This is a genomic window from Brevibacillus parabrevis (assembly GCF_003710905.1).
In the GTDB taxonomy this organism is placed as follows: domain Bacteria; phylum Bacillota; class Bacilli; order Brevibacillales; family Brevibacillaceae; genus Brevibacillus; species Brevibacillus parabrevis.
Map to the genome: position 1 here is coordinate 210,985 of NZ_RHHV01000014.1, position 24,140 is coordinate 235,124.

At 53.3% G+C, this 24,140-nt stretch carries 27 protein-coding genes and 2 riboswitches; of the genes, 19 read left to right on the forward strand and 8 right to left on the reverse strand.

Annotated elements, in window-relative coordinates; translation table 11 throughout:
• Nucleotides 1-121: 121 nt before the first annotated feature.
• The 5 genes from EDM60_RS21505 (at nt 122) to EDM60_RS21525 (ending at nt 2,311) form a co-directional block, all read left to right on the forward strand.
• Complete coding sequence (locus tag EDM60_RS21505; protein WP_007785259.1) at nt 122-364, forward strand: spore coat associated protein CotJA; 243 nt, start codon at nt 122-124, stop codon at nt 362-364.
• Nucleotides 354-620: a spore coat protein CotJB gene (locus EDM60_RS21510; protein ID WP_007785261.1), complete on the forward strand. Its 267-nt coding sequence runs from the start codon at nt 354-356 to the stop codon at nt 618-620. The genes EDM60_RS21505 and EDM60_RS21510 overlap by 11 nt, the downstream gene beginning before the upstream one ends.
• 20 nt (nt 621-640) lie before the next feature.
• Nucleotides 641-1,210 carry a manganese catalase family protein gene (locus tag EDM60_RS21515; RefSeq protein ID WP_005827166.1) on the forward strand — a complete coding sequence of 190 codons (570 nt, stop codon included), beginning with the start codon at nt 641-643 and terminating at the stop codon, nt 1,208-1,210.
• A 225-nt stretch (nt 1,211-1,435) separates the two neighbouring features.
• Nucleotides 1,436-1,783 (forward strand): AMP-dependent synthetase and ligase, encoded by a 348-nt coding sequence (locus EDM60_RS21520; protein WP_122965803.1) that lies wholly within the window; start codon nt 1,436-1,438, stop codon nt 1,781-1,783.
• A 108-nt stretch (nt 1,784-1,891) separates the two neighbouring features.
• A complete protein-coding gene (locus tag EDM60_RS21525; RefSeq protein ID WP_007785265.1) occupies nt 1,892-2,311 on the forward strand; it encodes a hypothetical protein in 420 nt (139 codons plus the stop codon).
• Nucleotides 2,312-2,397: 86 nt separating this feature from the next.
• On the opposite strand, the gene EDM60_RS21530 is transcribed toward EDM60_RS21525, so the two are convergent.
• Nucleotides 2,398-2,838 carry a protease complex subunit PrcB family protein gene (locus EDM60_RS21530; RefSeq protein ID WP_035317423.1) on the reverse strand — a complete coding sequence of 147 codons (441 nt, stop codon included), beginning with the start codon at nt 2,836-2,838 and terminating at the stop codon, nt 2,398-2,400.
• Nucleotides 2,839-2,905: 67 nt separating this feature from the next.
• Here EDM60_RS21530 and EDM60_RS21535 point away from each other — a divergent pair, with 67 nt between their 5' ends.
• Nucleotides 2,906-4,801, forward strand: coding sequence for a hypothetical protein (locus EDM60_RS21535; protein WP_233454067.1), 1,896 nt, complete (start codon nt 2,906-2,908; stop codon nt 4,799-4,801).
• Nucleotides 4,802-4,873: 72 nt separating this feature from the next.
• Nucleotides 4,874-5,329, forward strand: a complete 456-nt coding sequence (locus EDM60_RS21540) for a YlbF/YmcA family competence regulator (RefSeq protein ID WP_007785272.1) — start codon at nt 4,874-4,876, stop codon at nt 5,327-5,329.
• Nucleotides 5,330-5,336: 7 nt separating this feature from the next.
• Here the strand turns inward: EDM60_RS21540 and EDM60_RS21545 are convergent, their stop codons facing one another.
• Nucleotides 5,337-5,672, reverse strand: a complete 336-nt coding sequence (locus tag EDM60_RS21545; protein ID WP_122965805.1) for a hypothetical protein — start codon at nt 5,670-5,672, stop codon at nt 5,337-5,339.
• Nucleotides 5,673-5,747: 75 nt separating this feature from the next.
• Here EDM60_RS21545 and EDM60_RS21550 point away from each other — a divergent pair, with 75 nt between their 5' ends.
• Both EDM60_RS21550 and EDM60_RS21555 read left to right on the forward strand, forming a co-directional pair.
• The gene (locus EDM60_RS21550) at nt 5,748-6,092 is read left to right on the forward strand and encodes a YlbG family protein (RefSeq protein WP_007785275.1); all 345 of its coding nucleotides are present in this window, start codon (nt 5,748-5,750) and stop codon (nt 6,090-6,092) included.
• 159 nt (nt 6,093-6,251) lie between these two features.
• Nucleotides 6,252-7,016: a 5-oxoprolinase subunit PxpA gene (locus EDM60_RS21555; RefSeq protein WP_007785277.1), complete on the forward strand. Its 765-nt coding sequence runs from the start codon at nt 6,252-6,254 to the stop codon at nt 7,014-7,016.
• A gap of 63 nt (nt 7,017-7,079) precedes the next feature.
• Here the strand turns inward: EDM60_RS21555 and EDM60_RS21560 are convergent, their stop codons facing one another.
• The 3 genes from EDM60_RS21560 to modA form a co-directional block, all read right to left on the reverse strand.
• Nucleotides 7,080-7,742, reverse strand: coding sequence for a sulfate/molybdate ABC transporter ATP-binding protein (locus EDM60_RS21560; protein WP_007785279.1), 663 nt, complete (start codon nt 7,740-7,742; stop codon nt 7,080-7,082).
• An 18-nt stretch (nt 7,743-7,760) separates the two neighbouring features.
• Nucleotides 7,761-8,444 (reverse strand): molybdate ABC transporter permease subunit, encoded by a 684-nt coding sequence (modB, locus tag EDM60_RS21565; RefSeq protein ID WP_007785281.1) that lies wholly within the window; start codon nt 8,442-8,444, stop codon nt 7,761-7,763.
• A 101-nt stretch (nt 8,445-8,545) separates the two neighbouring features.
• Nucleotides 8,546-9,361: a molybdate ABC transporter substrate-binding protein gene (modA, locus tag EDM60_RS21570; protein WP_007785283.1), complete on the reverse strand. Its 816-nt coding sequence runs from the start codon at nt 9,359-9,361 to the stop codon at nt 8,546-8,548.
• Between the two features lie 144 nt (nt 9,362-9,505).
• Between modA and EDM60_RS21575 the strand changes: the two genes are divergently transcribed.
• The 5 genes from EDM60_RS21575 to EDM60_RS21595 all read left to right on the forward strand — a co-directional run bounded on the left by EDM60_RS21575 (nt 9,506) and on the right by EDM60_RS21595 (nt 13,560).
• Nucleotides 9,506-10,453: a helix-turn-helix transcriptional regulator gene (locus EDM60_RS21575; RefSeq protein WP_122965806.1), complete on the forward strand. Its 948-nt coding sequence runs from the start codon at nt 9,506-9,508 to the stop codon at nt 10,451-10,453.
• Between the two features lie 201 nt (nt 10,454-10,654).
• Nucleotides 10,655-12,523, forward strand: a complete 1,869-nt coding sequence (locus EDM60_RS21580; RefSeq protein ID WP_122965807.1) for a stalk domain-containing protein — start codon at nt 10,655-10,657, stop codon at nt 12,521-12,523.
• Nucleotides 12,520-13,041, forward strand: coding sequence for a shikimate kinase (locus tag EDM60_RS21585; RefSeq protein ID WP_122965808.1), 522 nt, complete (start codon nt 12,520-12,522; stop codon nt 13,039-13,041). Before EDM60_RS21580 ends, EDM60_RS21585 begins: the two co-directional genes overlap by 4 nt.
• 65 nt (nt 13,042-13,106) lie before the next feature.
• Nucleotides 13,107-13,268: a YqzE family protein gene (locus tag EDM60_RS21590; RefSeq protein WP_083955784.1), complete on the forward strand. Its 162-nt coding sequence runs from the start codon at nt 13,107-13,109 to the stop codon at nt 13,266-13,268.
• 37 nt (nt 13,269-13,305) lie between these two features.
• A complete protein-coding gene (locus tag EDM60_RS21595) occupies nt 13,306-13,560 on the forward strand; it encodes a YkuS family protein (RefSeq protein WP_063230799.1) in 255 nt (84 codons plus the stop codon).
• Between the two features lie 105 nt (nt 13,561-13,665).
• Here EDM60_RS21595 and EDM60_RS21600 read toward each other — a convergent pair whose 3' ends face one another.
• The 3 genes from EDM60_RS21600 to EDM60_RS21610 all read right to left on the reverse strand — a co-directional run bounded on the left by EDM60_RS21600 (nt 13,666) and on the right by EDM60_RS21610 (nt 17,491).
• Nucleotides 13,666-14,514, reverse strand: coding sequence for a hypothetical protein (locus EDM60_RS21600; RefSeq protein WP_122965895.1), 849 nt, complete (start codon nt 14,512-14,514; stop codon nt 13,666-13,668).
• A 109-nt stretch (nt 14,515-14,623) separates the two neighbouring features.
• Nucleotides 14,624-15,748, reverse strand: coding sequence for a YqhG family protein (locus tag EDM60_RS21605; RefSeq protein ID WP_122965809.1), 1,125 nt, complete (start codon nt 15,746-15,748; stop codon nt 14,624-14,626).
• Between the two features lie 42 nt (nt 15,749-15,790).
• The gene (locus EDM60_RS21610; RefSeq protein WP_122965810.1) at nt 15,791-17,491 is read right to left on the reverse strand and encodes a DEAD/DEAH box helicase; all 1,701 of its coding nucleotides are present in this window, start codon (nt 17,489-17,491) and stop codon (nt 15,791-15,793) included.
• Nucleotides 17,492-17,711: 220 nt separating this feature from the next.
• Nucleotides 17,712-17,808: riboswitch (glycine riboswitch) on the forward strand.
• Nucleotides 17,809-17,925: riboswitch (glycine riboswitch) on the forward strand. It begins immediately after the preceding riboswitch.
• Between the two features lie 91 nt (nt 17,926-18,016).
• Here EDM60_RS21610 and gcvT point away from each other — a divergent pair.
• From gcvT to EDM60_RS21635, 5 genes are all read left to right on the forward strand, one after another.
• Nucleotides 18,017-19,117 carry a glycine cleavage system aminomethyltransferase GcvT gene (gcvT, locus tag EDM60_RS21615; RefSeq protein ID WP_122965811.1) on the forward strand — a complete coding sequence of 367 codons (1,101 nt, stop codon included), beginning with the start codon at nt 18,017-18,019 and terminating at the stop codon, nt 19,115-19,117.
• Nucleotides 19,118-19,163: 46 nt separating this feature from the next.
• Nucleotides 19,164-20,516 (forward strand): aminomethyl-transferring glycine dehydrogenase subunit GcvPA, encoded by a 1,353-nt coding sequence (gene gcvPA, locus EDM60_RS21620; protein ID WP_122965812.1) that lies wholly within the window; start codon nt 19,164-19,166, stop codon nt 20,514-20,516.
• Nucleotides 20,509-21,978: an aminomethyl-transferring glycine dehydrogenase subunit GcvPB gene (gene gcvPB, locus EDM60_RS21625; RefSeq protein ID WP_122965813.1), complete on the forward strand. Its 1,470-nt coding sequence runs from the start codon at nt 20,509-20,511 to the stop codon at nt 21,976-21,978. Before gcvPA ends, gcvPB begins: the two co-directional genes overlap by 8 nt.
• A 107-nt stretch (nt 21,979-22,085) precedes the next feature.
• The gene (locus EDM60_RS21630; protein WP_122965814.1) at nt 22,086-23,159 is read left to right on the forward strand and encodes an undecaprenyldiphospho-muramoylpentapeptide beta-N-acetylglucosaminyltransferase; all 1,074 of its coding nucleotides are present in this window, start codon (nt 22,086-22,088) and stop codon (nt 23,157-23,159) included.
• 76 nt (nt 23,160-23,235) lie between these two features.
• Nucleotides 23,236-24,066 carry a lipoate--protein ligase family protein gene (locus tag EDM60_RS21635; RefSeq protein WP_063226803.1) on the forward strand — a complete coding sequence of 277 codons (831 nt, stop codon included), beginning with the start codon at nt 23,236-23,238 and terminating at the stop codon, nt 24,064-24,066.
• Nucleotides 24,067-24,140 lie beyond the last annotated feature (74 nt).

Genomic DNA, 24,140 nt, shown 5'->3' on the forward strand with positions numbered 1-24,140 from the left:
ACAGGAGCTGACAGCAGGCTCCTGTTTTTTTGCATTCCGGGACATTTATCACGCCTTCTGGGTAGGGAGCATATCGTATTCATGACAAACCGGAAAAATCACATGGAGGAGGGCATCCTGCTTGTACCCGCAAACACGTAACTGGTTTCCCTACGTAAGTCCATACGATCCTTGCCCGCCGATTCGGGTGAAAACATACTCGGTGCCGCCACAATTGTTTATCACATTCCAGCCCCCTGATTTGCCCCAAAATTCTCCAGCCGAAGCTTTGCGCACGGGTGTATTGTGGCCGTCTCTGTACAGCCCGTACGACCCGAGGATGGATCACTTAGGAAGAGGGGGAGGGGGTTCCCATGGCACCTGAACAACGAGGAAAAGAATACTACGCTCTGTTACAAAGGTTGCAAGAGATCGATTTCGTCCTGGTCGAGCTGAATCTGTATCTCGATACGCATCCTACCGATATGAACGCGATAGAGCAGTTCAACCAGCTCACGGAAAAGCGCTGGGCGCTGGCGAATGAGTATGAAAAGTTGTACGGCCCCTTGCAAGGGTTCGGACGCAGCTATTCCGGATATCCGTGGCAGTGGAATGACGAGCCTTGGCCATGGCAAGTGTAGAAATGAGGGGAAAATAACCGATGTGGATTTATGAGAAAAAGCTGCAATATCCGGTTCGCGTCAGCAAGTGCGACGTGAAAATGGCGAAATATTTGACCGAGCAGTACGGCGGAGCAGACGGAGAGCTGGCAGCAGCGCTGCGCTACATGAACCAGCGCTACACGATCCCGAACAAAGTAATCGGTCTCTTGACAGACATTGCCACGGAAGAGTTTGCCCACCTGGAAATGATTGCGACGATGGTGTATAAGCTGACCAAAGACGCGACCGTCGAGCAGCTGGAAGAAGCCGGGCTTGGCGCCCATTACGCCAACCACGACAGAGCGCTGTTTTACAACAATGCGGCAGGCGTGCCGTGGACGGCAACCTACATCGCGGCCAAGGGCGATCCGATCGCCGACCTGTATGAAGATATCGCCGCAGAGGAAAAAGCGCGGGCCACGTACCAATGGCTGATCGACATGACAGACGATGTGGATTTGCAGGACAGTCTGAAATTTTTGCGCGAAAGAGAAATCGTCCACTCCTTGCGCTTCCGTGAAGCCGTGGAGATTTTGAAGGAAGAACAAGGCCGCAAGACGATTTTTTAAGCAAACAGCCAGCGGGAAGACGACTAAGAACGCAAAAGAGAGCGAAAAGCTCTCTTTTTTTGTTAAACATCCACGATAACGGGCAAGGTCAACATCGCATCTTTCCTTTTCACGAAGGGGAAAGTGATTATGTACCGGATCAAGCCAATTTTGGAGAATAAACATTGAGCAGGGAAAACATGATAAGTTTGTCCATAAACAAAAGCAGTGGAATGGAGGCTTCTTATGAATCCCTTTGCAAACAATAATCAAATCGCACAACAATTGGCCAAATGCGAGCAGCTCATTGCGCAACTGATCCAGCAGACACAACAAGCATCAGCCCAGTATCAACAGCTTTTGCAGCAAGAACAAAAAAATGCAATGGCGCTCGAACAAATTGCGCAAAGAGAGCATCAAGCGGCACATATGATTCAGACAGCACTTCAAGGACATGACATCGCCATTCAACAAATGCAGCAAATCGCCAACATTTGCAGGCAGGCGGGTCTGTCTGTCCATCAACCCGTCTCAAATGTCCCGCTGTCTTTGCAGCAACAAACACAAGGATACGGAAGCCAGCCGCAACATTAATCGCTGCGGGCAATCCCCTAAAGAGCACCGGGTTCCGAGCGCGGCGAATAAATGGCCTGTTTCAGGGCACAATGTGGGATGACTGAATTTGGAAAGGAGCCGTTTTCGGTGAAAACCAAACGATTGATTTTCCGCTTGTTCCTGCTGATTGCCATCGCGGCGCTCGTCGAGTGGTTCGTCTATGCGAAAAACGATGCACAGACGAATGTCATGGTTGAACAGCCGCAGGCTCACCAGGCCGCACCTACGCTTCAGGTCACGCATACGCTCACGCAAGATGACCTGGAACTCAAGCTGGCTGTCACCAACTTTACCTTTTCTCTGGAGAACATGGGAAAAGAAAACAAGCAGGGAGAAGGCCATGTCCATCTGTACCTGGATGGGAAAAAAATCGCAAAAGTGTTTGAAGCAAGCTATGTCTTGAAAGACATCCCGAGCGGAAAGCACGAGATTACGGTCGAATTGGCCCACAACAACCACGAGTCGTATGGAGTATCCGAGCGCTTCAACATCGAGGTCAAGCCTTGATTCGCGTCCAAGCCTAAGTGGTCAGACTCCATAGAAAAAAGCCGACAGAAAAGCGCCAATGGCACTCGATTTGTCGGCTTTTTTCATTAGCGCATTTGCACTTTGACTTGCGCCTGTTGGTCAGGCAAGGCAATGACGAGCGTCGGATACGAGATCGCTTGCGTTTTCAGAGCACCAGGTGCTGGCGGCTGAACGCGAACGTGGACGGTGAAGCCGTGCGGGCCTGTCCGCTTGACCTGATCCGCTACAAGTCGGTACCCTCCCGTTGGCCGTTGTCCTGCGCTGATGACGACATACGCCTTGCCGTTCGCGCGCACGACCGTATGACCGCCATTTTTTCGCACGGTTTTCAATGCTTCCGTTACAGCAGGCGGGTACGGAGCGGCTACAGCTTCATACTCGGCTGCGAAAGGCGCAACCTCTTTTACTGCGGGCGCAGATGCGGTAGGATGGGATAGGGAAACTGATTGGGCACCTGTGACACAAAGCGAAGCTGCGAGCAACAAACTAGGGAATATATTCATCATCATTCTCCTTCCAATTGGTAAAAGTAATCGTGATGAGATCATGAAAACTGAGGTGACAGGAGTGCGTGTGAACGATTCGCTGGAATACCTGTCCGAAGCAACGAGACAAGCGATTCTAAACGAACAGACGAGGCGTTTTCGCCTTGACCAGGAACAGCAGGACTTGTCGTCCAGACTGTTGGATAGCGCGTTTATCAGCCGTGTCTGGCAAGAGGCTGATGAACTGGAAAGAACCGTCATCAAGCTGTTTCTTACCAAAGCGCCACGCGGCTTTTTCAGCAAACGGGCCTGGGAACGGGAAACGGCAAAAGAGCACAGACACTTGTCCATCGGTCTGACGAGGCTTCGACGATTGGGACTGATTTTGACTGTACGCAAAATGTGGAGTGAGATCGGTTATGTGATGCCGCAAGAAATTCGTGAGCAGCTGACCATGCAGTTGTTGCCACAATTGACTTCGGCCTATGTTTCTTTGTCAAAAACGCTCCCTTATTATATATCAGCCGGCAGAGGGATACATCTGGATCTTTTTGGGCTTCTGCTGTTCGTCCGCGATCAGCAAGTGCCTGTGACGCAAAAAGGGAGCATTCACCGCAGGGCAATGCAAAAAATGCTTCCGCTCCTGTCCATTGCGGACGAGCATGTGCAAGGCATCGCCCTCGCTCCGCTGGACAAAGAGCAGAGAGATGGCCTGGCGCTCACGATCGTCCTCGATCTGGCTTTCCGGCTGGGGCTAGTGATGCGCAAAGAGAAACAGCTTGTCCCAGACGCATACCAAATTCGCCAGTGGCTCAACCATTCTTCTCCCGAGCGATTTGAACAGTTGTATCAGTTGGTTGCGGATCAACTGCTGCCGCATGGCGATTGGTGGGATGCTTTTGCCCAGATGATGAGGCATGTTCCGCTTGATCAGTGGTGTTGCGTGGACGCGCAATTGCGCATGCTAGAGACAGCGGGTTTTGTCTTGCCAGAGGAGGCCGAAAAAGCGATTGTGGAGCAATGGCTGCACATTTTGCTCGGCATGGGCTGGATTCAGCTCGGAGCCGATGACGAGGAGCGCCTTTTCTGGCGGTGGAACAGTTTGCCGCATTTGACGGCCGAAGAAGGCTGGTTTGTCGATCCGACCGGAGCACTGACGATTCCGCCGCTTGTTCCGCTGCGTGACGTGTGGGAGATCAGCGCATTTTGTCAGCTGACGTTTGAAGGCCAGTTGATCAGAGGCGAATTGCAAGCGGGAAAGCTCCAGTCGTATCTTGCTTCGGGGGGAACTAAGGAGCAGGTGATTGAAAAGCTGCGGAGCGGTTGTGCCCATCCATTGCCGGATAGCCTGGTCGAAGTGATCGGGCATTGGGCGAAGGCGGCTACGCAAATCCAACTGGAGCCGTTTTACCGCGTCCGTACCGCACATGGCGGATTTGTGGAGGAATGGCGGCAAATTCCTGACTTTCAGCCGTTTTTGCAGCACGTTTTGTCTCCGGCGGAATTTTTCATCCCGCTCTCGCAAAAAAGGCAGCTGATCGACCTGCTCAAGCATTATGGCTACGAGCCGCATGTCGTCATGCAAACAGACGCTGTCGATGGGGAAGAAGACACGTTACCGGATGTGGCTGCAAGGGGGCTGCTTCTGATCGAACGGCCCTGGGATGGATATGCGATCGAAAATACGTTTCCTGCCCAAGATGAAGCCATGCCGCAGTTGGCGACATTGCCGAAAATGTGGACGCAGCATTTCCAGTCGTATCATCCGCAATCGCTGCGGGATTTGCTCAAGCGGGCGGCCGAGCTGCAACTGGAAGTAGAAATCCAGTTGACCGATCAGGAGCGGCTGCATGGACTGCCTGTGGAAGTCAAACTGGACATGGGCTATTGGGTCGTCTCCATCAGCGGTCCGCGCGGCAAGCGCTCCTACAGGCTTGATGATCTGGGCCGAGTGCGCATTGTCGTGCCTGATTATCTGTACTAAGGGTGTAGATCGTGGTACAATCAGAAGGGACTAAAAGCTTTACGCCTTTAGTGTGAAAGGAGGTCTCGCCCTATGGAAGCAGTAGAGACTGTGGATATGGCCCAGTTGATTATGGAGTCGCATGAACTGTCCACCATGATCAATCAATCGCGCGAGGTCGTGCAATATTTGGAGGCCAAGCGTTGGATGGAAGCAGACGAAGAAGTACAGCGCCTTCTGGAGTTGTTTGAAAAGAAGAAGGAGCAGTATGAAGATGTACAACGGTTCGGGAAGTACCATCCCGATTACAACCATATATCAAAAGAAGTGCGCGAGCTGAAGCGGACAATTGAGCTTCGCGATTCCGTGCAGGCTTTCAAGCGGGCTGAGGACGCGCTGGATGAGTTGTTGTATCAGGTGAGCAGAACGATTGCCCACTCGGTATCTGACACCATCAAGGTGCCGAGCAACAATCCGTTTCTGGAAGCGCAGGGCAGTGGCTGCGGGACCGGGGGAAGCTGCGGTTGCAGCACGAAAAAGCTTTCCTGACAGGCAGTCACGCTTCGGCCTGTGGCGAGGACTTTTCACGCAACAGAAAACAGTCCTCGCACAGGTTGCCGCAGCAAAACTGCTTTTCGCTGGGCACCAGAAAGCGAAAACGGTAGACGTGCTGGTCGTCGCCTGAGCGCACATAAATGCACTCGGGCTTTAATTTGGTATGGGTGGTCAGTCGCTCCCCCGTTTCCATCAGCCGTTCAGTCAGGCGAGAAGCGGGGAGTGTGCTGCTTACATAAAAGAAGCGTTGGCCCGCATGCGTGCGCAAGCCGCTTTTTGTCACGATGCCTTCCTGGTGAAGCGCTTCCTCGAAGCTTCGATAAAAGCTAGCCAGCATAATGACCACAAATCCTTTCTGTATCGGGCGTTTACAGGTGATTATACCATGAAGGGAAAGGAGACCAACGGTTACATGAGAGAACGACGTCTTGGTGTTGCCGTGTGGGTAAAAAACACGCGAGCGGCCAAAAATTTACGCAAATTTGGCACCATTCATTACATCTCCAAACGGCTGAACTACGTCTCCATGTACGTAGATGCGAATCTGCTGGACGAAACGATCCGCATCATGGAGAAACTGCATTTCGTGACCAAAATCGAGCGGTCCCATCGTCACGAGATTCCGGTGGAGTACAACAATGCAAGGCCGGACAAAGCGAAGGAATACGATTACAAACAGGAAAAAAACCAGGTGATGGCGCTGGCCGAGACAATGACGGCAGAAGAGGGAAGCCCAGCGACGGTCGGTTCGACATAAGTTGTTCACAAGCTGCCAGTTTTCGGCAGCTTTTTTCCTTTTGCCAAGGCAGTGTACATGGTATGCTAGATAAATAGGAAGACTCCAGGAGTAACGCTGATGAATGCGCTTTCAATACGCGTACATAGATCATGAGAGGAAAGGTGGGGGCGTACATACATGATTCATCTAGACATTAACTGCGACATGGCCGAATGCTTCAGCCGAGGACGACAATCAGAGGATTTGGGAATTATGAAATGGATCACCTCCGTCAACATTGCTTGCGGTTTGCACGCAGGTGATCCGCATCTCATATGCAGAACGATCGAGGCAGCGATCAAGCACGATGTAAAAATCGGAGCGCACCCTGGATACCCGGACATACAAGGCTTTGGACGACGCTCCATGAACCTGTCTGTGAACGAAGTATATGAGCTTGTTTTGTACCAGGTAGCGGCTTTGTCCGGCATGACACGCGCTTTGGGGGGAGAACTGCACCATGTCAAGCTGCACGGAGCGCTTTACAACGAAGCAGCAGAGCGTCCCGAGCTTGCCGAGGCGGTCGTCCAGGCGATTGCCGACATCGACGAGGAGCTGATCCTGTACGCGTTGTCCGGCAGCAAGCTGGTGGAAGCAGGGCTGGAGCATGGACTGCAAGTAGCCGAGGAAGTTTTCGCGGAACGGGCGTACATGCCGAATGGCCGTCTGGCTCCGCGCGAGTTGGAAGGCAGCGTGCTCATCAGCAAGGAAGAGCGGATGGAGCAGACGCGCCAGCTCGTGCTCAAGCAAAAAGTAACGACGGTCAATGGCGAGGTCATCGAGCTTGCAGCCGATACGCTTTGCGTCCATCATGAGAGTCACGATGTGCTGCAATTTTTGGTGGAAGTGCATAAATGGGCAAAGCAGAACGATGTGAAAATCGAGCCGATCACTGCCCGGTAAAAGTCATACTGGCAGCCATCCCGTAATAAAAGAAAGCCATACAGCAACGCCAACTCCTGCGATTCAGGAAGACGACGTTGCTGTATGGCTTTTTTGCGCGCTTGCTTCCACGATTCTCCCGTTTTCCATCAAAAGGATCGTATCTCCGAGCTTTTCCGCTTCGTCCCGGTCGTGGGTGACGAGCAGAAACGGAATGCCCCACATTTCGTGAAGCCGGAGCAATTCGTCCTGACATTGCTTGCGCGTGGCTGTATCCAGCGCGGAAAGCGGTTCATCCAGCAGCAAGATGTCCGGCTCCGTAGCGAGTGCCCGCACAAGCGCGACACGCTGCTTTTGCCCACCCGAAAGCTGGTGCGGGTACTTGTCCAGAAGATGATCGATTCCGACTGTCGTCAAAAGCGGTTCCAGATGCAGTTCGTGCCCTTTTCGCAGACCGTAGCGAATGTTTTGGGAAACGGTCATGTGCGGGAACAAGGCGTAATCCTGAAACAAGTAGCCAACGTTGCGCTTCTGCACGGCGAGCGGTTTTTGCCCTGCGCTGTAAAACGTGCGGCCGTTCAAGGAAATGTGCCCTCCATCGGGATGGACAAGCCCGGCTATGCTGTTCAAAATGGTCGTCTTGCCCGAACCGGATGGGCCGAAGAGGACGACAATCTCCTGTTCGGTTGAAAAGGAGACATCCAACACAAAATCTGGTAAGCGCTTCTGAATGTCTACTTCCAGCATGACGCTCTCCCTCCTGCCTTACTTTTGATTGGCGTACCTGCGCACGTTGCGTCGGCTCCACCAGTTGAGCCATAGGGTGGTGCCCATGCCAAGCGATACGATGATGACGACCCAAAACAGCGCTTTTTCCATTTGTCCGGCTTCCACGGCAAAATAGATGGCGACCGGAATCGTATCCGTTTTTCCCGGGATGTAGCCTGCGAGCATCAGCGTGGCCCCAAATTCCCCCAAGCCGCGGGCAAACGACAGCACAAGTCCTGCCAAAAGCCCTGGCCAAGCCAGCGGGAAAGCGACGGTCCAAAAAACGCGCCACTCGGATGCGCCCATCGTGCGTGCGGCATTTTCCAGGCGCTGGTCGACTCCGGTAAAAGCTGCGGCGGCGCTCTGGTACATCAGCGGAAACGAGACGACGATCGAGGCGATCACCGCTCCCGACAGCGTAAAGACGACCTGGATACCGAACCATTGCTCAAGCAGTTGGCCCAAAAATCCGTTTTTTCCGAACAGCAACAGCAGACCGAAGCCGACAACAGTAGGGGGCAAGACGAGCGGGAGCAGGAAAAAAGACTCCAGCACGTTTTTGCCCCAAAATTCTTTTTGCGTCATCCAGCGCGCGCCAAGCATGCCAAGCACAAAAACAAAGGAGGTGGATAGCGCAGCCACTTTTAACGACAGCATCAAAGGTGTCAGATTCGTTTCCATATCGCTAACCCACCTTTTTTCTGCGAGAACGTCTCGACGTTTTTCATGAAATAGAATGTGACCGCTTGTGTGAATCACAAACGGTCATAAACTTTTGCTGCTTATTGGAATCCGTACTTCTGTAAGATCGCTTTTCCTTTGTCACTTGTCAAGTAGGCGAGGAAAGCTTTTGCTGCATCTGTATGTTTGGAAGCGCTGATGACCGCACCAGGGTAGACGATTGGCTTGTGCCATTCCGGCTTCGCTGTAGCGAGTACCTTCACGTCTTTGGAGATCGCGGCATCGCTGGAATAGACGATTCCGACTTCGGCATTTTTCGATTCCACGAAGGTCAGTACCTGACGAACGTCACTGCCGAATACCATGCGGCCGTTCAACGACTCCCACATTTTCAGCGTGTCCAGCGTTTCTTTGGCGTAACGTCCCGCTGGAACCGACTCAGGCTCACCGACAGCGATGTGCTTGATGTCTGGATTGTTCAGTTCTTCAAAAGAAGTAATCGCGATCGAGCTGTCTTTTCCCGCGATCAGGACGAGCGAGTTTTTCGTAAAGTCCTGGCGCGTGTCTTTGACAATCAGTTGTTTTTCGTCCAGTCCGTCCATGTCTTTTTTGCTGGCGGACAGGAAGACGTCGGAAGGAGCGCCTTGGGCAATTTGTGTCGCCAGTTTGCCAGAGCTGCCGAAGTTGAAAGTAAGGGTTGTTCCCGGATTTTCTGCTTCAAAGCCCGTTTTCAGTTCGTTCAGGGCATCTGTCAAGCTTGCCGCTGCGGAAATCATCAGCTCTGCCTGTGGAGCCTGTTGTTGTTGGCTGTTCTCTGTTTTGGCAGGCTCATTTGCCTGCGGAGCTGTTTGGGAAGTCGAACACGCGCCGAGCATCAGGGTAAATGCTGCGCATAAAGCGAGCCATTGCTTTTTCATCAAAACTAACCTCCAATGTGATGTTTCGTTATATTTAATTATAACTGGATATAAATAGATTATAGTTCCTATATGTGAATAATCAATTGCGATTTTACGAGAATTGAAAGAAAATGAAAGGAAAGAACCGAGCGGAGGCATGACATGAGCCATGAAAAGTCGTACACAACAGAAGAAATTGCCAAGCTTTTGCGCATCTCCAAACTGACCGTTTACGATCTGATTAAAAAAGGAGAACTGCCGGCTTATCGGGTCGGGAGACAGATGCGCGTGGACGAAAGCGACCTGGAGGCGTACAAAACGCGCGCCAAAGGGGGATACCGTGCGGCTGCGCAGCCGGTGGCGTACACGTTGCCTGTGCCGGGACAAGCCCAGCCGACAACCGGACGCAATGTCATCATCAGTGGTCAGGATGTCAGCCTCGACTTGCTTTCCAGCCATCTGGAAAAAAGCGATGCAGCGCTTCGCCCGCTGCGCTCCTACCAAGGCTCGCTGAACAGTCTGGTCGCCATGTATACAGGCAAAGCCGATATCGTCAGCACCCATTTGTTTGATGGCGAGACGATGGATTACAACGTTCCTTACGTCCGCCGTCTTTTATCCGGCCATCGCTTTGTCGTCGTTAACATGTTGGCTCGTTGGGCCGGCTTTTATGTGCAGCCTGGCAATCCGAAACAGCTTTTGTCCTGGACCGATCTGAGCAAGTCCGGGGTGCGGATGGTCAATCGGGAAAAAGGATCGGGGGCACGCACGCTGATCGAGGAGCAGTTTCGGCTGGCGTCCATTACAGGGCGGGACGTGAATGGCTACGAGCGGGAGGAGAACAGCCATCTGGCTGTAGCGGGAGTGGTCGCACGCAAGGAAGCGGATGTGGGAGTGGGCATTGAAAAAGCGGCTCGCATGGTCGGCGTTGAGTTTGTTCCGCTGATCAAGGAACGATACGATCTCGTCATTCTCAAAACGGAGGAAAACGGGGCGCTGCTGAAAACGGTCATGGATATTCTCCACTCCGCTGCCTTTTCCAAGGAGCTTGAGGCAGTTGGCGGCTACGACCTGTCCCAAACGGGAAAAATCATGTACGAGACGTGGTAGCACACGGAGCCGTTCACCCTTGCTGTTGCGAGGGCGGACGGCTTTTTCTCGACAGAATCTCCTGAATTTCTACTCACCCTGCCCGTTATTTGCTACAATGGAACAAAACGGTACGACTGTTTTGTCGACCCGCAAGCGGTCTATCCTATCCATTACGATAAAAAACGCACGCTTGCAGCCGAGCGATTTTTGGGGGCTGTCATGAAGACTTTGCAAAAAACAAGCTTATTAGTATGCATCACCATTCTCGTCATGTTTGGCTCCATCGGGATCATCAGCTACTGGCCGCAGATCTCGGGCTTTTTTCAAACGAGCCAGGCGACCGTGGCAGAGCAGCCGGGGGTCGATCCGTTTTCCTACGATCCGCCGTTGCCTTCCCTTGTGAAAGACTTGCATCCCGTGTATAACATTCAAGCCGAGTTGCATACGTCGGAAGCGAAAATTACCGGAAAAATGACGATCGAATTTGACAATCCGGGAACAGCGGATGTACGCCTCTTCGTCTACGATTATTTGTGGAACAAGCTGGCAGTCAAATCGATTCGCTATAAAGACAAACCGCTTGCCTTTGAGCGGGGGCTGTCGACCGTCAAGCTGGCAAACCCGCTAGGCTCGGAATTGCGTGGAACTATTGCCATTGAGTTCGAAAATCCGGTTCCGCGGAGAGGAACCAGGTTTGGTGTCAAGGATGACATTTGGACGTTGACGACGTGGTACCCGATGCTCGGTGCCCAAAATCAGCAAGGAAAATGGTACGATCCGCCGCAACGCGTTGATTTTGGCGATCCGTTTGTCTACCATTACGCCGATTACAACGTGTCCTTTGTCTCGCCAAAAGGCTACAACTGGGTCAGTTCCTGGGGCAGAGGAAATGCGAAAGCGATTGATGGCAGCAAGCAGCAAATTCATTACGAGGGCAAAAAGCTGCTGAATTTCGCCTTGATCGGCAGTCCGCTGTACCAGGTGGAAACCGTTCAGATTACTCCAAACTTGTCTGTTGATATCGCGTCTGTAGACAAAGGAAACATCGAGCGGATCAAGGCGATCGCCGGATCGGTCTTTCCGACGTACACCGACTGGTACGGGCCGCTTCCTTATCCGCATGTTGCCATCGCGGAGACGAGCACGGGAACAACTTATGCGATGGAATACGCCAATCTCGCCGTGTTCAAGCGCGACATGTACCAGCGCAATCTGATTGACCACTGGCTTCCGCATGAGATTGCCCATCTGTGGTGGTATAACAGCGTAGCGACATTGGAAGCGTCTCACGGCTGGCTGGACGAGGGGCTTGTGGAGCTGAGCGTGTACCACTATTTGCAAAATCGGTATGGGGCGCAATCGGCAACGACCTTGTTGGAAGAGTACAGTCATGACGCCCGCCGTTTGCAGGAGCGCTATCCGGACGGCAAGCTGGACAAGCCGTTGCAGAAGTTCGCCACGGAAGAAGAATTTCATTGGACGTGGTACTCCCGGGGCGCCCTTTTGTTCGACCATTTGCGCAAGCAGATCGGGGATGACGCCTACAAGCGTTTTCTCCACCGCGTCCAGCAAAATTACCACGGCAGCGTGATCGGGGCAGAGCATCTGGATCAGGCGCTGGGCCAGACGTTGCAAGGCGAGGCTTCATACTTCGTCACGGCAACGAAAAAATCGAACCGCGAGGGCATGGGAACGGTTCAGCTGGAGCCGTATATTACGACTGTCATCAACAATATGAGCTACTATCCGTCCATTTCGGCGCGGGCAACGGGCGGCACGGTGTATTTCCCGTTGCGCGAGCTGGGGGAAAAGATGGGGCTTGCCATTAGCTGGGACAAGGAAAAACAAATGATCCGCATCACGGGCAACGGCTACGAGGTGTACGTAAAAGAACGCGAGCGTTTTGCCATTCGCGACGGCAAGAAGCTCGATCTCGGCCATCCGCTGATGGAGATCAAGGAGCGGACGATGGTGCCGCTGTCGTTTTTCGCGACGATTCTGGAATTTGATACCCAGTACAATCCCGATGAGAGAACAGTCAAAATACAAACGCGCAGATCGAGTGGAAAGGTGTCGGAAACAAAATGAAAAACCTGATTTTGGTCGGTTTTATGGGAACAGGCAAGACGACCGTTGGCGCTGCGCTGGCCGCTTCTTTGGGGCTTGCGCATACAGACCTGGACACCGCCATCGTGGATAAGGAAGGCCGCTCGATCCCAAAGCTCTTCGAAGAGCGAGGAGAAACTTATTTTCGCGATGTGGAGTCGGCTGAGCTGTCCAGGCTGCTGAATGAAGGGCCGCAAGTGCTGACAACGGGCGGAGGGGTCGTCCTGCGCGAGCAAAATGTAAAAGTCATGTTGGAACGAGGAATCGTCATCGCCCTGCATGCAACCGTAGAAGAGCTGATACGACGGCTGAAAAACGACACAGCGCGTCCTTTGCTTGCCACAGGGGTGGCAGAACGGGTGACAACGCTCATGGCAGAACGCGCAGGAGCGTACGATTTTGCCCCGATCCAGGTGGATACGACCGGAAAAAGCCTGGAAGCGATCGTGGAGGAAATTAAGCAGCGCGTGGTTGAAAGCACAGAAGACGGGAAACAATAAAAAGGACAGCGCTTTTGCCGGTGAACGACGGCGTGCATCTGCGAGTACGAAGGAGGTCACGTGCGATGTCCTTTCAAGAATATTTGAAGTACCTGACGAAATTGTTTGTGCAGTACATGGATACTCCAAAAGACGAACGGCGTCAGCGAAAGGCTCCACGTGAGCCTTGGTCTGCACGCTGGTTTGGGGCAATTCCCATGGCGATCCGGCTGTTGTGGCGCAAATAATCCTACACCATGGTAAGCGGACGGAGGGTGCGTGCGTATGGCGAGAGTAGCGGTAGAAAACTCCCTTTCTCAAATTCGCAAAATGCTGTGCGATAACGGCTACGATGTGGTTGATTTGGGAAACTGGCAGCAAGTGGTCGATGCGATCGTGATCACTGGCCAGGATGTGAACGTTCTTGGCGATCAAAACAAGACGATTACGGGTGCGCCGATAATCAATGCGGAGGGCATGACAGCCGCGGAAGTTTTCCACGCCGTGCATGAACGCCTTTCTCCAACAGATCATCACTGATCGAAAAAATGGCGTCTGACGGCGCAAACAACGAAAAAACAAGCTCTTCTGCACGCTGGCAGGGGAGCTTGTTTTTTATGCATTTGATACATTGCGAAGCGTGTGTCAGCTTTGAGGCGGCCGCACCTGCGGACTGGATACGTAAAATTTGCCGATCTTGTCAGCGTAGACGTAAGGGACAAAGCGCAGTCCTTCATCCCAGACCCCCACATAGGCAGATTGGTCGTTCCACAAATGGAGCGAGCCGACAGCGTAAGGAGCCAGCACCTGGGCGTGGTACAAGGAAACAGTGAGGGTAACCGACGCGTTGTTTTGCTGTTGCCACAGCTCTGACCACGTAACGGCGCTGCCGCGTTGCATTTGGTTGAACCAGCCGATCTGGTCGAACGGGTCTGTCTGCGCCGATTGCAAAGTGCGGGTCTGGGTCAGTTTTTGTCCTGTCTGCACCAGATTTTGCAGCACGGTTGGTTCGTTGGCTGCAAACGAAGCGGGATAAGCTTCGCCTGTTTTGGCGTTCACCATTTGCGCCGAAGACTGGCGGGCAATCAGCCAGTGGGAAGCGAATCCGTCGTAGACTGGCTCAGCGGCAATTTCCCGGGGAGCGAAGGCATCGTCGAACAAAATGTATTCCCCGACGCCGTATTCGAGCAAGACGAATTTTTCCGGGACATTCGATTCGACTGTTTCTCCGACGACCAGATAGCCTACTTGTTTGTCGGCTTTTTTGATGCTGACCAGCCATTGATGCTGGTTCGGGCCGAGCGTCTGTACTTCTGTATCAGCTTTTTGCCACTCTTTGAATTGCGGATCACGGCTTGCGAGCTCTTTCATCCAGGTCTGGATTTGAGCCTGAAACGCTTTTTCCCAGCCGCCTTGCTCCTCGGCATGAACGGGCCAGGAGATCAATACGAAAGACAAGAGGACCCCGAGAAAGGGCAGAAATCGTCTGGTCACAAACATGCACCACCTTTTGCGCTGGCTATCCTATTCCTATTGTAACCAGCTATGACAAAAAGATTTGTTGCAACTTGTCACTCCTCTCACACTACTTCTCGTTGATCTTTTACATGATTCGCCCGTTTGCGGGAAGATGGCGCACCGTTTTTGCGCCAGAAAGCTTTTGAACAGGCGGGTTCGAGTGCAAGTAAAACAGCCCGCCGTTAATGAAGTGAACCTCGATGCGCGGTTCATACTGCCAGCGCAGCTCGTCCATTCGCCGCTGTTTTTCTTCTTCCGGCGTGCTTTTTTTCCACTCTTCCTGATTGATTTCTTCCCGTGGTGTCACCTGAATCCCATTCGCACGTAAAAAGTCGAGGATTCGCCCGCCAGATGAGCGGTATTCGTCAATGGTTTGCGCTGCTTCGACAACAGGCTCCGCGACAGGAGGAGCTTCCGTTTGCGGGAGGGGAACGATGGCTTGCGCTGCTTGCGGCTCCTCGGCTTTTTCCGCTTCTTCGTCGTCCGCATCAGCCTGCTCTGCTTGCGGCTCCCGCTTCGCCAGTTCTTCGTAGTAGGCGGCGAGAATGTCCAGTTCTTCCGCCAAGCGGGCTTTTGCCTCGGCAGCCCACGCCTGGTCTTCCTTGGCGATGACCGCTTCGGCTTCCTGGCGAGCCATCTGGAGCGCATCCTCTACGGAAATTTTCCGATCAAGCGTATAGAAATAGTCCGGGATGGCCGGGGAGAGCGGCAACTGAAACAAGTACGTCGAAAAGTCGTGCACGACCCGCGGCTGGTGCAGGTTGACCCCGAGGTAGAGCATGAGATCGCGCCGCTTGTCGCACAGAAACGACACTTTTAGATTGATGCCCAGCCACGGAACGAGCGGCGTAGAACGGCGTTTGCCCGTGGCGGGGAGCGAAGCGGTATTTTGCTCGTACATGCAGACGAATTGACCGTGCTTTTTCGCCGAGGCAAAAATTTGCTGCATGCGCCCGGCGCCGAGGTGCAGGTGTTCGGCACGCAGCCCATCCGGCATGCGGTCGGGGTGAAAGGCGAAGGTGAGCACGAGCGGCTGGTACGCCAGATTCATTTTGTCGACCCAGCTCCAGTAAAAAGGCCGGTTGCCGATATCTTTGTCGACCTCGACAGGCAGCTTGACCGTCAAGTAGTCGGGGTGGGATTCGACGATGTGAGCAGAAAAAGTCGCGAGATAGCGCTCTACGAATTGCCTGACCTGGTTGGCTTGCATCAGGGAACCTCTTTTCTTGTTGGCTAGTTGGGGGCATCCAGACTACTGCTCGGCGGCTTCCGAGAGAGCAGGGGCGGCGTGCGGCTGGCGGCTTGCGCGAATCGCGTGCCCCATGTTGTCCAGCTTCAAAGCCATTTCGCGAGTGGATGCGGAGTCCATAATAATTTGCGTCAAGTTTTCTTCCAGCGAGGAACTCAGGTTGAGGCGTTCGACGATATCATCGAGTTCGCCGATGACCATTTCAAACAGATCGATTTTTTCGTACAGCAGTTTGAGAATATGTTCTTCGATCGTCCCGACCGTGGACAGATTGTAAATGTGCACATCCCGCTTTTGCCCGAGACGGTGAACGCGGCCGATTCGCTGTTCGACACGCATCGGGTTCCAAGGCATGTCGTAGTTGATCACCTGATTGCAAAATTGCAGGTTGATTCCTTCGCCGCCTGCTTCTGTCGCGATCAGCACTTGGGCGCGGTTTTGAAACAGATCGGTCATCCAGTCTTTTTTGCTGCGCTTGAAGCCGCCGCGAAACGGCACAGAGGTAATTCCGTGGTCATGCAAATATTTTTGCAAGTAATTTTGCGTGGCCCGATATTCGGTGAAAACGATCACTTTGTCGTTGATCTGCTGAATCAGCTCGACCGTTTTGGCGGCCTTGGAATGCGTTTCGATCCGCTTGATCATCTCCACCAGTTCCAGTATTTGCGCCCGCAGCAAAGACTCCTCGCTGGTGCGTTGATGCATGTTGTACAGCGTCATGAAGGAGGCTTCCTTGCTGGAGCAAACCTCGCGCTGGAGCGTGATGAGAGCGAGCGAATTGAACAGCCCGGTTCCCGTCTTGTACTGATCGTGGACAAAGCGCGTGACGCCCTCGTACAGCTCCATCTCCTCCTGCGTCAGCTCGATGGGAATCGACTGCACGCGGCGGCTGGTGAACTGGATGCCGCCGTCGCTTCGCTTGTTGCGAATCATGACCTTTTCGATTTCTTCGCGCAATTTTTCGCTGTTTTTCGATTGGCGCTTTCCCTCGACGTAATTGGTGGAAAACGACGTCGAGTGGCCCAGATGCCCCGGTTTGAGCAAATTGATCAGGTTGTACAGCTCGTCCATCTCGTTCTGGATAGGGGTGGCGGTGAGCAGCAAACAGTATTTTTTGCGAATTTCCTTCACGAATTGATAGTTTCGGGTTCGCTTGTTTTTGAGCTTGTGCGCTTCGTCGATAATGAGCATGTCGTAGTCGATATCAAGCACATGGCGGCGATGCGGGTCGCGTTTGGCCGTGTCGATGGAGGCGACGACGACTTCGTGCTGACGCCACATGTACTCTTTTTTTTGCGCGACGGCAGGAATGCCGAATTTTTGTTGCAGTTCTTTTGTCCACTGAATGACGAGAGAGGCGGGAACGAGGACGAGAATTTTTTTCGCCAAGCCTCTGACCATGTATTCTTTCATGATCAACCCTGCCTCGATGGTCTTGCCCAATCCGACTTCATCCGCGAGAATCGCGCGGCCGCGCATGTCATTCAGCACGCGTTCCGCCGTCTGGAGCTGATGGGGAAAAGGCGAGAGCAGCGGCAAGTAGTTCAGGCATTGCAAAGAATCGAACTCGCGAACCGCCATCGCTTCTTCTGCTTCCAGCGCCAGCTTGAACAGCTCCCACTTGTCCCATGGACCATCTTCGTGCAGCCGCTCGGTCAGCGGCGATATCCAGCTCGTGTCAAATGAAACAGGAACATTCGGCATATACGTTACTCCTTTACACAGCTCTGCCATAACTTTCATGCGTTTTAATAAAAAACTTAACATTATGGGTAATGTTCATCACTTTGTTAAGTATTTCTTGATCTGACTGTTAATTTGCATATTTTCAACTGTCGACTCTCATGGTAGGATATAGAGGAAGTTCGTTCATTAGTATGGAAATCATAGCAAAAACTTATGTATGACCATCTAACCAACGCGAATGATAGTAGCAGGGAGAGACTGCGTGAACCACTGCAGCGCCGAAGGAGCAAGCCGGTAACGGTGAATCTCTCAGGCAAAAGAACCTCTACTGGACGCAACTCTGGAGAGAGCTCGCATGTCGAGCCACCAAAGGGGAAACTTGCAAGCCCGGTGATCCCCGCCGAGCTTGATTGGCAAGGTAACTCTCAGGTACCAAGGACAGAGGAGGAGAAATGGGCACCTTTCTTTTGGTGTACCCGTTTTTTCGCCTCTGTTTTTTCATGGGGAAAAATGCCGACTATCTGCCTTTAGGAGGTGCCACACATGTCCAATCTGAAAAGAACGCCACTGTTTGATTCCTATGCAAAATACGGCGCCAAAACAATCGACTTCGGCGGTTGGGAGCTGCCTGTACAGTTTTCCAGCATTGGTCAGGAGCATGAAGCTGTTCGCACGAAAGCAGGTTTGTTTGATGTATCCCACATGGGAGAGGTGGACGTAAAAGGCGAGAGCGCGCTCGAATACTTGCAGCGCGTGACAACCAACGACGTTTCCAAGCTGGCAGTGGGACAAGCTCAATACAGCGTGCTTTGCTACCCGGACGGCGGTACGGTCGACGATTTGCTCGTTTACAAATACGCAGACGACCATTACCTGCTTGTCATCAACGCTGGCAATATTGACAAAGACTATGCATGGCTGCAGGAGCACCTGATTCCGGGCGTCACGATCGAAAATATCTCGCCGCAAACGGCGCAGATTGCGATCCAGGGGCCTTTGGCTGAATCGATTTTGCAAAAGCTGACCCAAACGGATCTGTCCCAAATCGGCTTTTTCCGTTTTGAGCGCGATGTAGAGGTTAGCGGTATTCCGGCATTGGTATCCCGTACAGGCTACACGGGCGAAGATGGCTTCGAGATTTACCTGGCTGCGGATCGTGCGGCAGAGCTGTGGGACGCCCTGCTTGAAGCAGGCAAAGAAGACGGTCTGGTTGCTTGCGGACTGGGGGCGCGTGACACGCTGCGCTTTGAAGCCAAGCTGCCACTGTACGGTCAGGAACTGAGCAAGGACATTACACCGATCGAAGCGGGTATCGGCTTCGCGGTGAAGGTAGATAAAGCAGTGCCGTTCATCGGCCAAGAGGTGTTGAAAGCGCAAAAAGAAAACGGCGCGCCTCGCAAGCTGGTAGGGATCGAGATGATCGATCGCGGCATTCCGCGCACGCACTATCCGGTCTATGTCGGAGAAGAGCTGGTAGGAGAAGTGACCACAGGGACACAATCCCCGACCTTGAAGAAAAACGTTGGTCTGGCCCTGGTCAAAAGCGAGCACACGGCGATTGGCACAGAGGTTGAAGTGGAAATTCGCGGAAAACGACTGAAAGCTGTTGTTGTTGCCGCTCCTTTTTATAAACGTGCGAAATAACCAAGCATAAGCCCACAATACATCCTATTTGAGGAGGACAACGTTCGTGAAATACCGCTACCTGCCCCAAACTGATCAGGACAAGCGCGAAATGCTCGAAACTCTGGGCATTTCCAGTGTAGAAGAACTGTTTGCAGACATTCCGGAAGAGGTGCGTTTCAAAGGTGCGCTGAACATTCCAGAAGCTCTGTCCGAGCCTGATCTGGTCAAATACTTCACTCGCCTGGCTAACAAAAACGTCAACTTCAGCACACACGTCAACTTTTTGGGTGCTGGCGTTTATCAGCACTATGCGCCAAGCACAGTCAACCACATGCTGCTCCGCGGAGAATTTTTCACGGCTTATACGCCTTACCAGCCTGAAATCAGCCAAGGCGAGCTGCAAGCGATTTTTGAATTTCAGACAATGGTGTGTGAACTGACAGGAATGGAAGTAGCGAACTCCTCCATGTACGACGGAGCGACTTCCTTGGCAGAAGCGGCTATGATGGCGGCTGGTCACACTGGCAAAAAGCGCGTCATCGTTTCCCGCGCGGTGCATCCGGAAGCGCGCGGCGTTCTGAAAACATACGCGTACGGTCAAGGCGTAGAACTGGTTGAAGTCGGCATCAACAGCGATGGCGTAACCGACACACAAGCTCTGGAAGCGCTGATTGACGAAAACACAGCGGCTGTGATCGTGCAATATCCTAACTTCTTCGGAAACGTGGAAGACTTGGCAGCAGTTGAGCCGATTGCTCATGGCAAAGGCGCTCTGTTCATCGTTTCTTCCAACCCGCTTGCACTGGGCGTATTGGAAGCGCCAGGCAAACTGGGCGCTGACATCGTAGTAGGCGACATGCAACCGTTCGGTATCCCGGCATCGTTTGGCGGACCGCACTGCGGATATTTTGCGACGACGAGCAAGCTGATGCGCAAAATGCCAGGACGCATCGTCGGGCAAACGAAAGACGAGAACGGCAAGCGCGGTTTCGTACTGACGCTGCAAGCTCGTGAACAGCATATCCGTCGTGAAAAAGCGACTTCGAACATTTGCTCCAACCAGGCGCTGTTGGCACTGGCGGCTGCGATCACCCTGACTGGACTCGGAAAACAAGGCGTACAGGAAATGGCGATGATGAACCTGCAAAAGGCGCATTACGCGAAGCAAGCCCTGCAAGCCAAAGGGCTGGAAGTCGTCTTTACTTCCCCGTTCTTCAACGAGTTCGTGGTCAAGCTGTCCAAGCCAGTAGCAGAAGCCAACAAGCAACTGCTCCAGGCGGGAATCATCGGCGGCTACGATCTGGGGCTGGATTACCCAGAATTTGCAGGCCACACCTTGCTCGCAGTAACCGAGCTTCGGACCAAGGAAGAAATCGACACATTGGCGGCTGAATTGGAGGCGATCACACGTGCGTAACGACCAGGAGAAAGCACTGATTTTTGAAATGAGCAAACCGGGCCGTGTGGGCTACAATCTGCCGGCATTGGATGTACCGGAAGTAGAGGTCGCAAGCCTTTTGCCAAAGCACCTCATTCGTGAAACCCCTGCTGAATTGCCAGAGGTATCCGAGCTGCAACTCGTTCGCCACTACACCGAGTTGTCCCGTCGCAACCACGGGGTAGACAACGGCTTCTACCCGCTCGGTTCTTGCACGATGAAATACAATCCGAAAATCAACGAAGACGTGGCTCGCTATGCCGGCTTCGCGCAAACTCACCCGTACCAGCCGGAAGAAACTGTACAAGGAGCACTGGAGCTTTTGTACAACCTGCAAGAAGAACTGGCTGAAATCACCGGAATGGACGCCGTTACCCTGCAACCGGCTGCCGGAGCGGCAGGCGAGTGGACGGGTCTGATGATGATCCGCGCTTACCATGAAAGCCGTGGAGAAGCTCACCGTACAAAAGTAATCGTGCCGAACTCCGCGCACGGTACAAACCCGGCGTCTGCGGCTGTAGCAGGTCTGGATACCGTTACGATTGCTTCTGACGAGCGCGGTCTGGTAGACATTCAAGCTCTGCGCGATGCGGTTGGCTCTGACACGGCAGCGCTCATGCTGACCAACCCGAACACACTCGGTCTGTTCGAGGAAGACATCGTCGAGATGGCGAAAATCGTCCACGAAGCAGGCGGCTTGCTGTACTACGATGGAGCCAATGCGAATGCGATCCTCGGCATTGCCCGTCCAGGCGACATGGGCTTTGACGTCGTGCATCTCAACTTGCACAAAACATTTACCGGACCACACGGCGGCGGCGGCCCAGGTGCTGGACCAGTCGGCGTGAAAAAGGTTCTCGAACCATTTTTGCCAACGCCAATCGTGGCGAAAAAAGAAGACGGCAGCTTCTACTGGGACAGCAACCGTCCGGAATCGATCGGCCGCGTAAAAGGCTACAACGGAAACTTCGGCATTCTCGTTCGCGCTTACAGCTACATCCGCACGATGGGTCCGGAAGGTTTGCTGCAAGTTTCGCAAAATGCGGTGCTCAGCGCCAACTACATGATGCGTCGTCTCGCTACGGCGTACAACCTGCCGTTTGACCGCGTCTGCAAGCACGAATTTGTCTTGTCTGGCGTGAACCAAAAGAAACTCGGCGTGCGCACGCTGGATATCGCAAAACGTTTGCTCGACTTCGGCTACCATCCGCCAACGATCTACTTCCCGCTGATTGTCGATGAGTGCCTGATGATCGAGCCGACTGAAACCGAGACAAAAGAAACGCTCGACGAGTTCATCGACGTCATGCTGCAAATTGCCCGCGAGTGTGAAGAAACACCTGAGCTTGTACAGGAAGCTCCGCACACGACCGTGGTAAAACGTCTGGATGAAGCGACTGCGGCACGCAAGCCGATCCTGCGCTATCAGCCACAAGCTTAATAACTCTCTTTGGGAAAAGCCGCCTTTTTACAGGGCGGTTTTTCTTTCCGAATGATGCTATCATGAACAGATGGGGTTGATCCGACTTTCGGGGAGAGAAGACAAACATGAGCAAACGGATAGTATTTACAGGCGGCGGGTCTGCCGGGCACGTCACGCTCAACCTCGCCCTCATCCCGCATTTTTTGCAGCGGGGCTGGGAGGTGGCCTACATCGGCTCGACAGAGGGGATTGAGCGGGAGCTGGTCGAGAAGCTGGACGGCGTGCGCTACATCGGGATTGCTACAGGCAAGCTGCGCCGATATTTTGCGTGGAAAAACTTCACTGACCCGCTGCGTGTGAGCAAAGGGGCTTGGCAGGCGTACCGCTTCCTCGCTGACTGGAAGCCGAACGTAATCTTTTCCAAGGGCGGCTTCGTCTCCGTCCCGGTTGTGTTCGGCGCCTGGCTGAATCGGCTGCCTGTCGTCCTGCACGAGTCTGATTTGACGCCAGGACTGGCCAATCGCCTGTCGCTGCCTTTTGCCGACAAAGTATGCGTGACTTTTCCTGATACATTGAAGCATCTGCCAGCAGGCAAGGGAACGCACGTGGGAGCCATCGTGCGCGAGGAACTGAAAAAAGGCCGAAAAGAGCAAGGGCTGGCCCTGTGTGATTTTTCTCCGGGGAAGCCTGTGCTGCTCGTCATGGGCGGGAGTCTCGGGGCAAAACGTTTGAACGAAGTGATCAGGGGAACGCTCGATGAGCTGCTCAAACAGTATTCCATCGTACATATTTGCGGCAAAAACCAACGGGACGAAAGCTTGCAAAGGAAAGGCTACAAGCAGTTCGAGTACGTCCAGGAGGAGCTTCCCGACCTTTTGGCGATCACGGATTTGGTCGTCTCGCGCGCGGGCTCCAATGCGATTTACGAGTTTCTCGAACTGCAAAAGCCGATGCTGCTTGTGCCGTTGTCTCTTGCAGCCAGCAGGGGAGATCAGTTGTTGAACGCACGCTCATTTGAGCAGCAAGGCTTTTGTGCCGTCTTGCAGGAAGAGGCGCTGAACGAGGCGAGCTTTTTGCAAGCGTTGAAAAGCCTTGCCGACAAGCGAAGCGCCATCGCGGAAAAGCAGCGCGCCGCGATCGGAAAACCAAAAGACGCCTTGGCGCAAGTCGTCGCGATCATCGAGGAAGCGGCTCATTGAAACAGCGCATCCAAGTCTTGCCGCCCTTTTGGGAGAAGCGTACAATGAAATCGTTGTGAGAAGGAGGTACATACATATGGAACAGTGGCGCTATGTCGTAACGGAGCCGATGTCTCCGGCGATGAATATGGCTGTAGACGAAGCGATTTTGCAACTGCACAGCGAAGGCAAGGTACCGCCGACCGTTCGTTTTTATACGTGGGACCCGGCTACTTTGTCGATTGGATATTTTCAAAAGGCGATCAAGGAAATCAACCTGGAGGAAGTACAGCGGCGCGGACTTGGCTTTGTGCGCCGGGCAACAGGCGGACGCGCCGTTCTCCACGATCAGGAGCTGACGTACAGTGTGATCGTGTCCGAAGATCATCCGCGGATGCCGTCTGGCGTGACAGAGGCTTACAAAATCATCAGCCTCGGATTGCTGCACGGCTTCCAGAACCTGGGGCTTGCCGCAGAGATGGTGTCGCTTGCCAGCGAGGAGGAAAAAGAAAAGTACAACTCGCCAGGCTCGTCTGCTTGCTTTGACTCGCCATCGTGGTATGAGCTGGTCGTCGAAGGCAAAAAGGTAGCGGGCAGTGCGCAAACGCGTCAAAAGGGAGTCATCCTCCAGCACGGTTCGATCTTGCTCGATATGGACGTCGATTTGCTGTTCTCGTTGCTGCATTTCCCGTCGGATCGCGTCAAACAGCGGATGATGGACAGCTTCCGCCAAAAAGCGGTGACGATTAACGAAGTAAGCCCGCGTCCTGTCAGCTTGCAGGAAGCGATCGAGGCATTTTCCAAAGGCTTTGCCTCCGGTCTCGACGTCGAACTGGTGCCGTCCGCACTGACAGACGAAGAGCGGGCGCTGGCAGAGGAACTCGCCGCCACCCGTTATGCGACAGACGAATGGAACTTGCGCCGATAGACGATAGCCGACAGGTGACAAACGTACAGAAAAAAGCTCGCCAGTGTGAACAATCGCTGGTGAGCTTTTTCGTT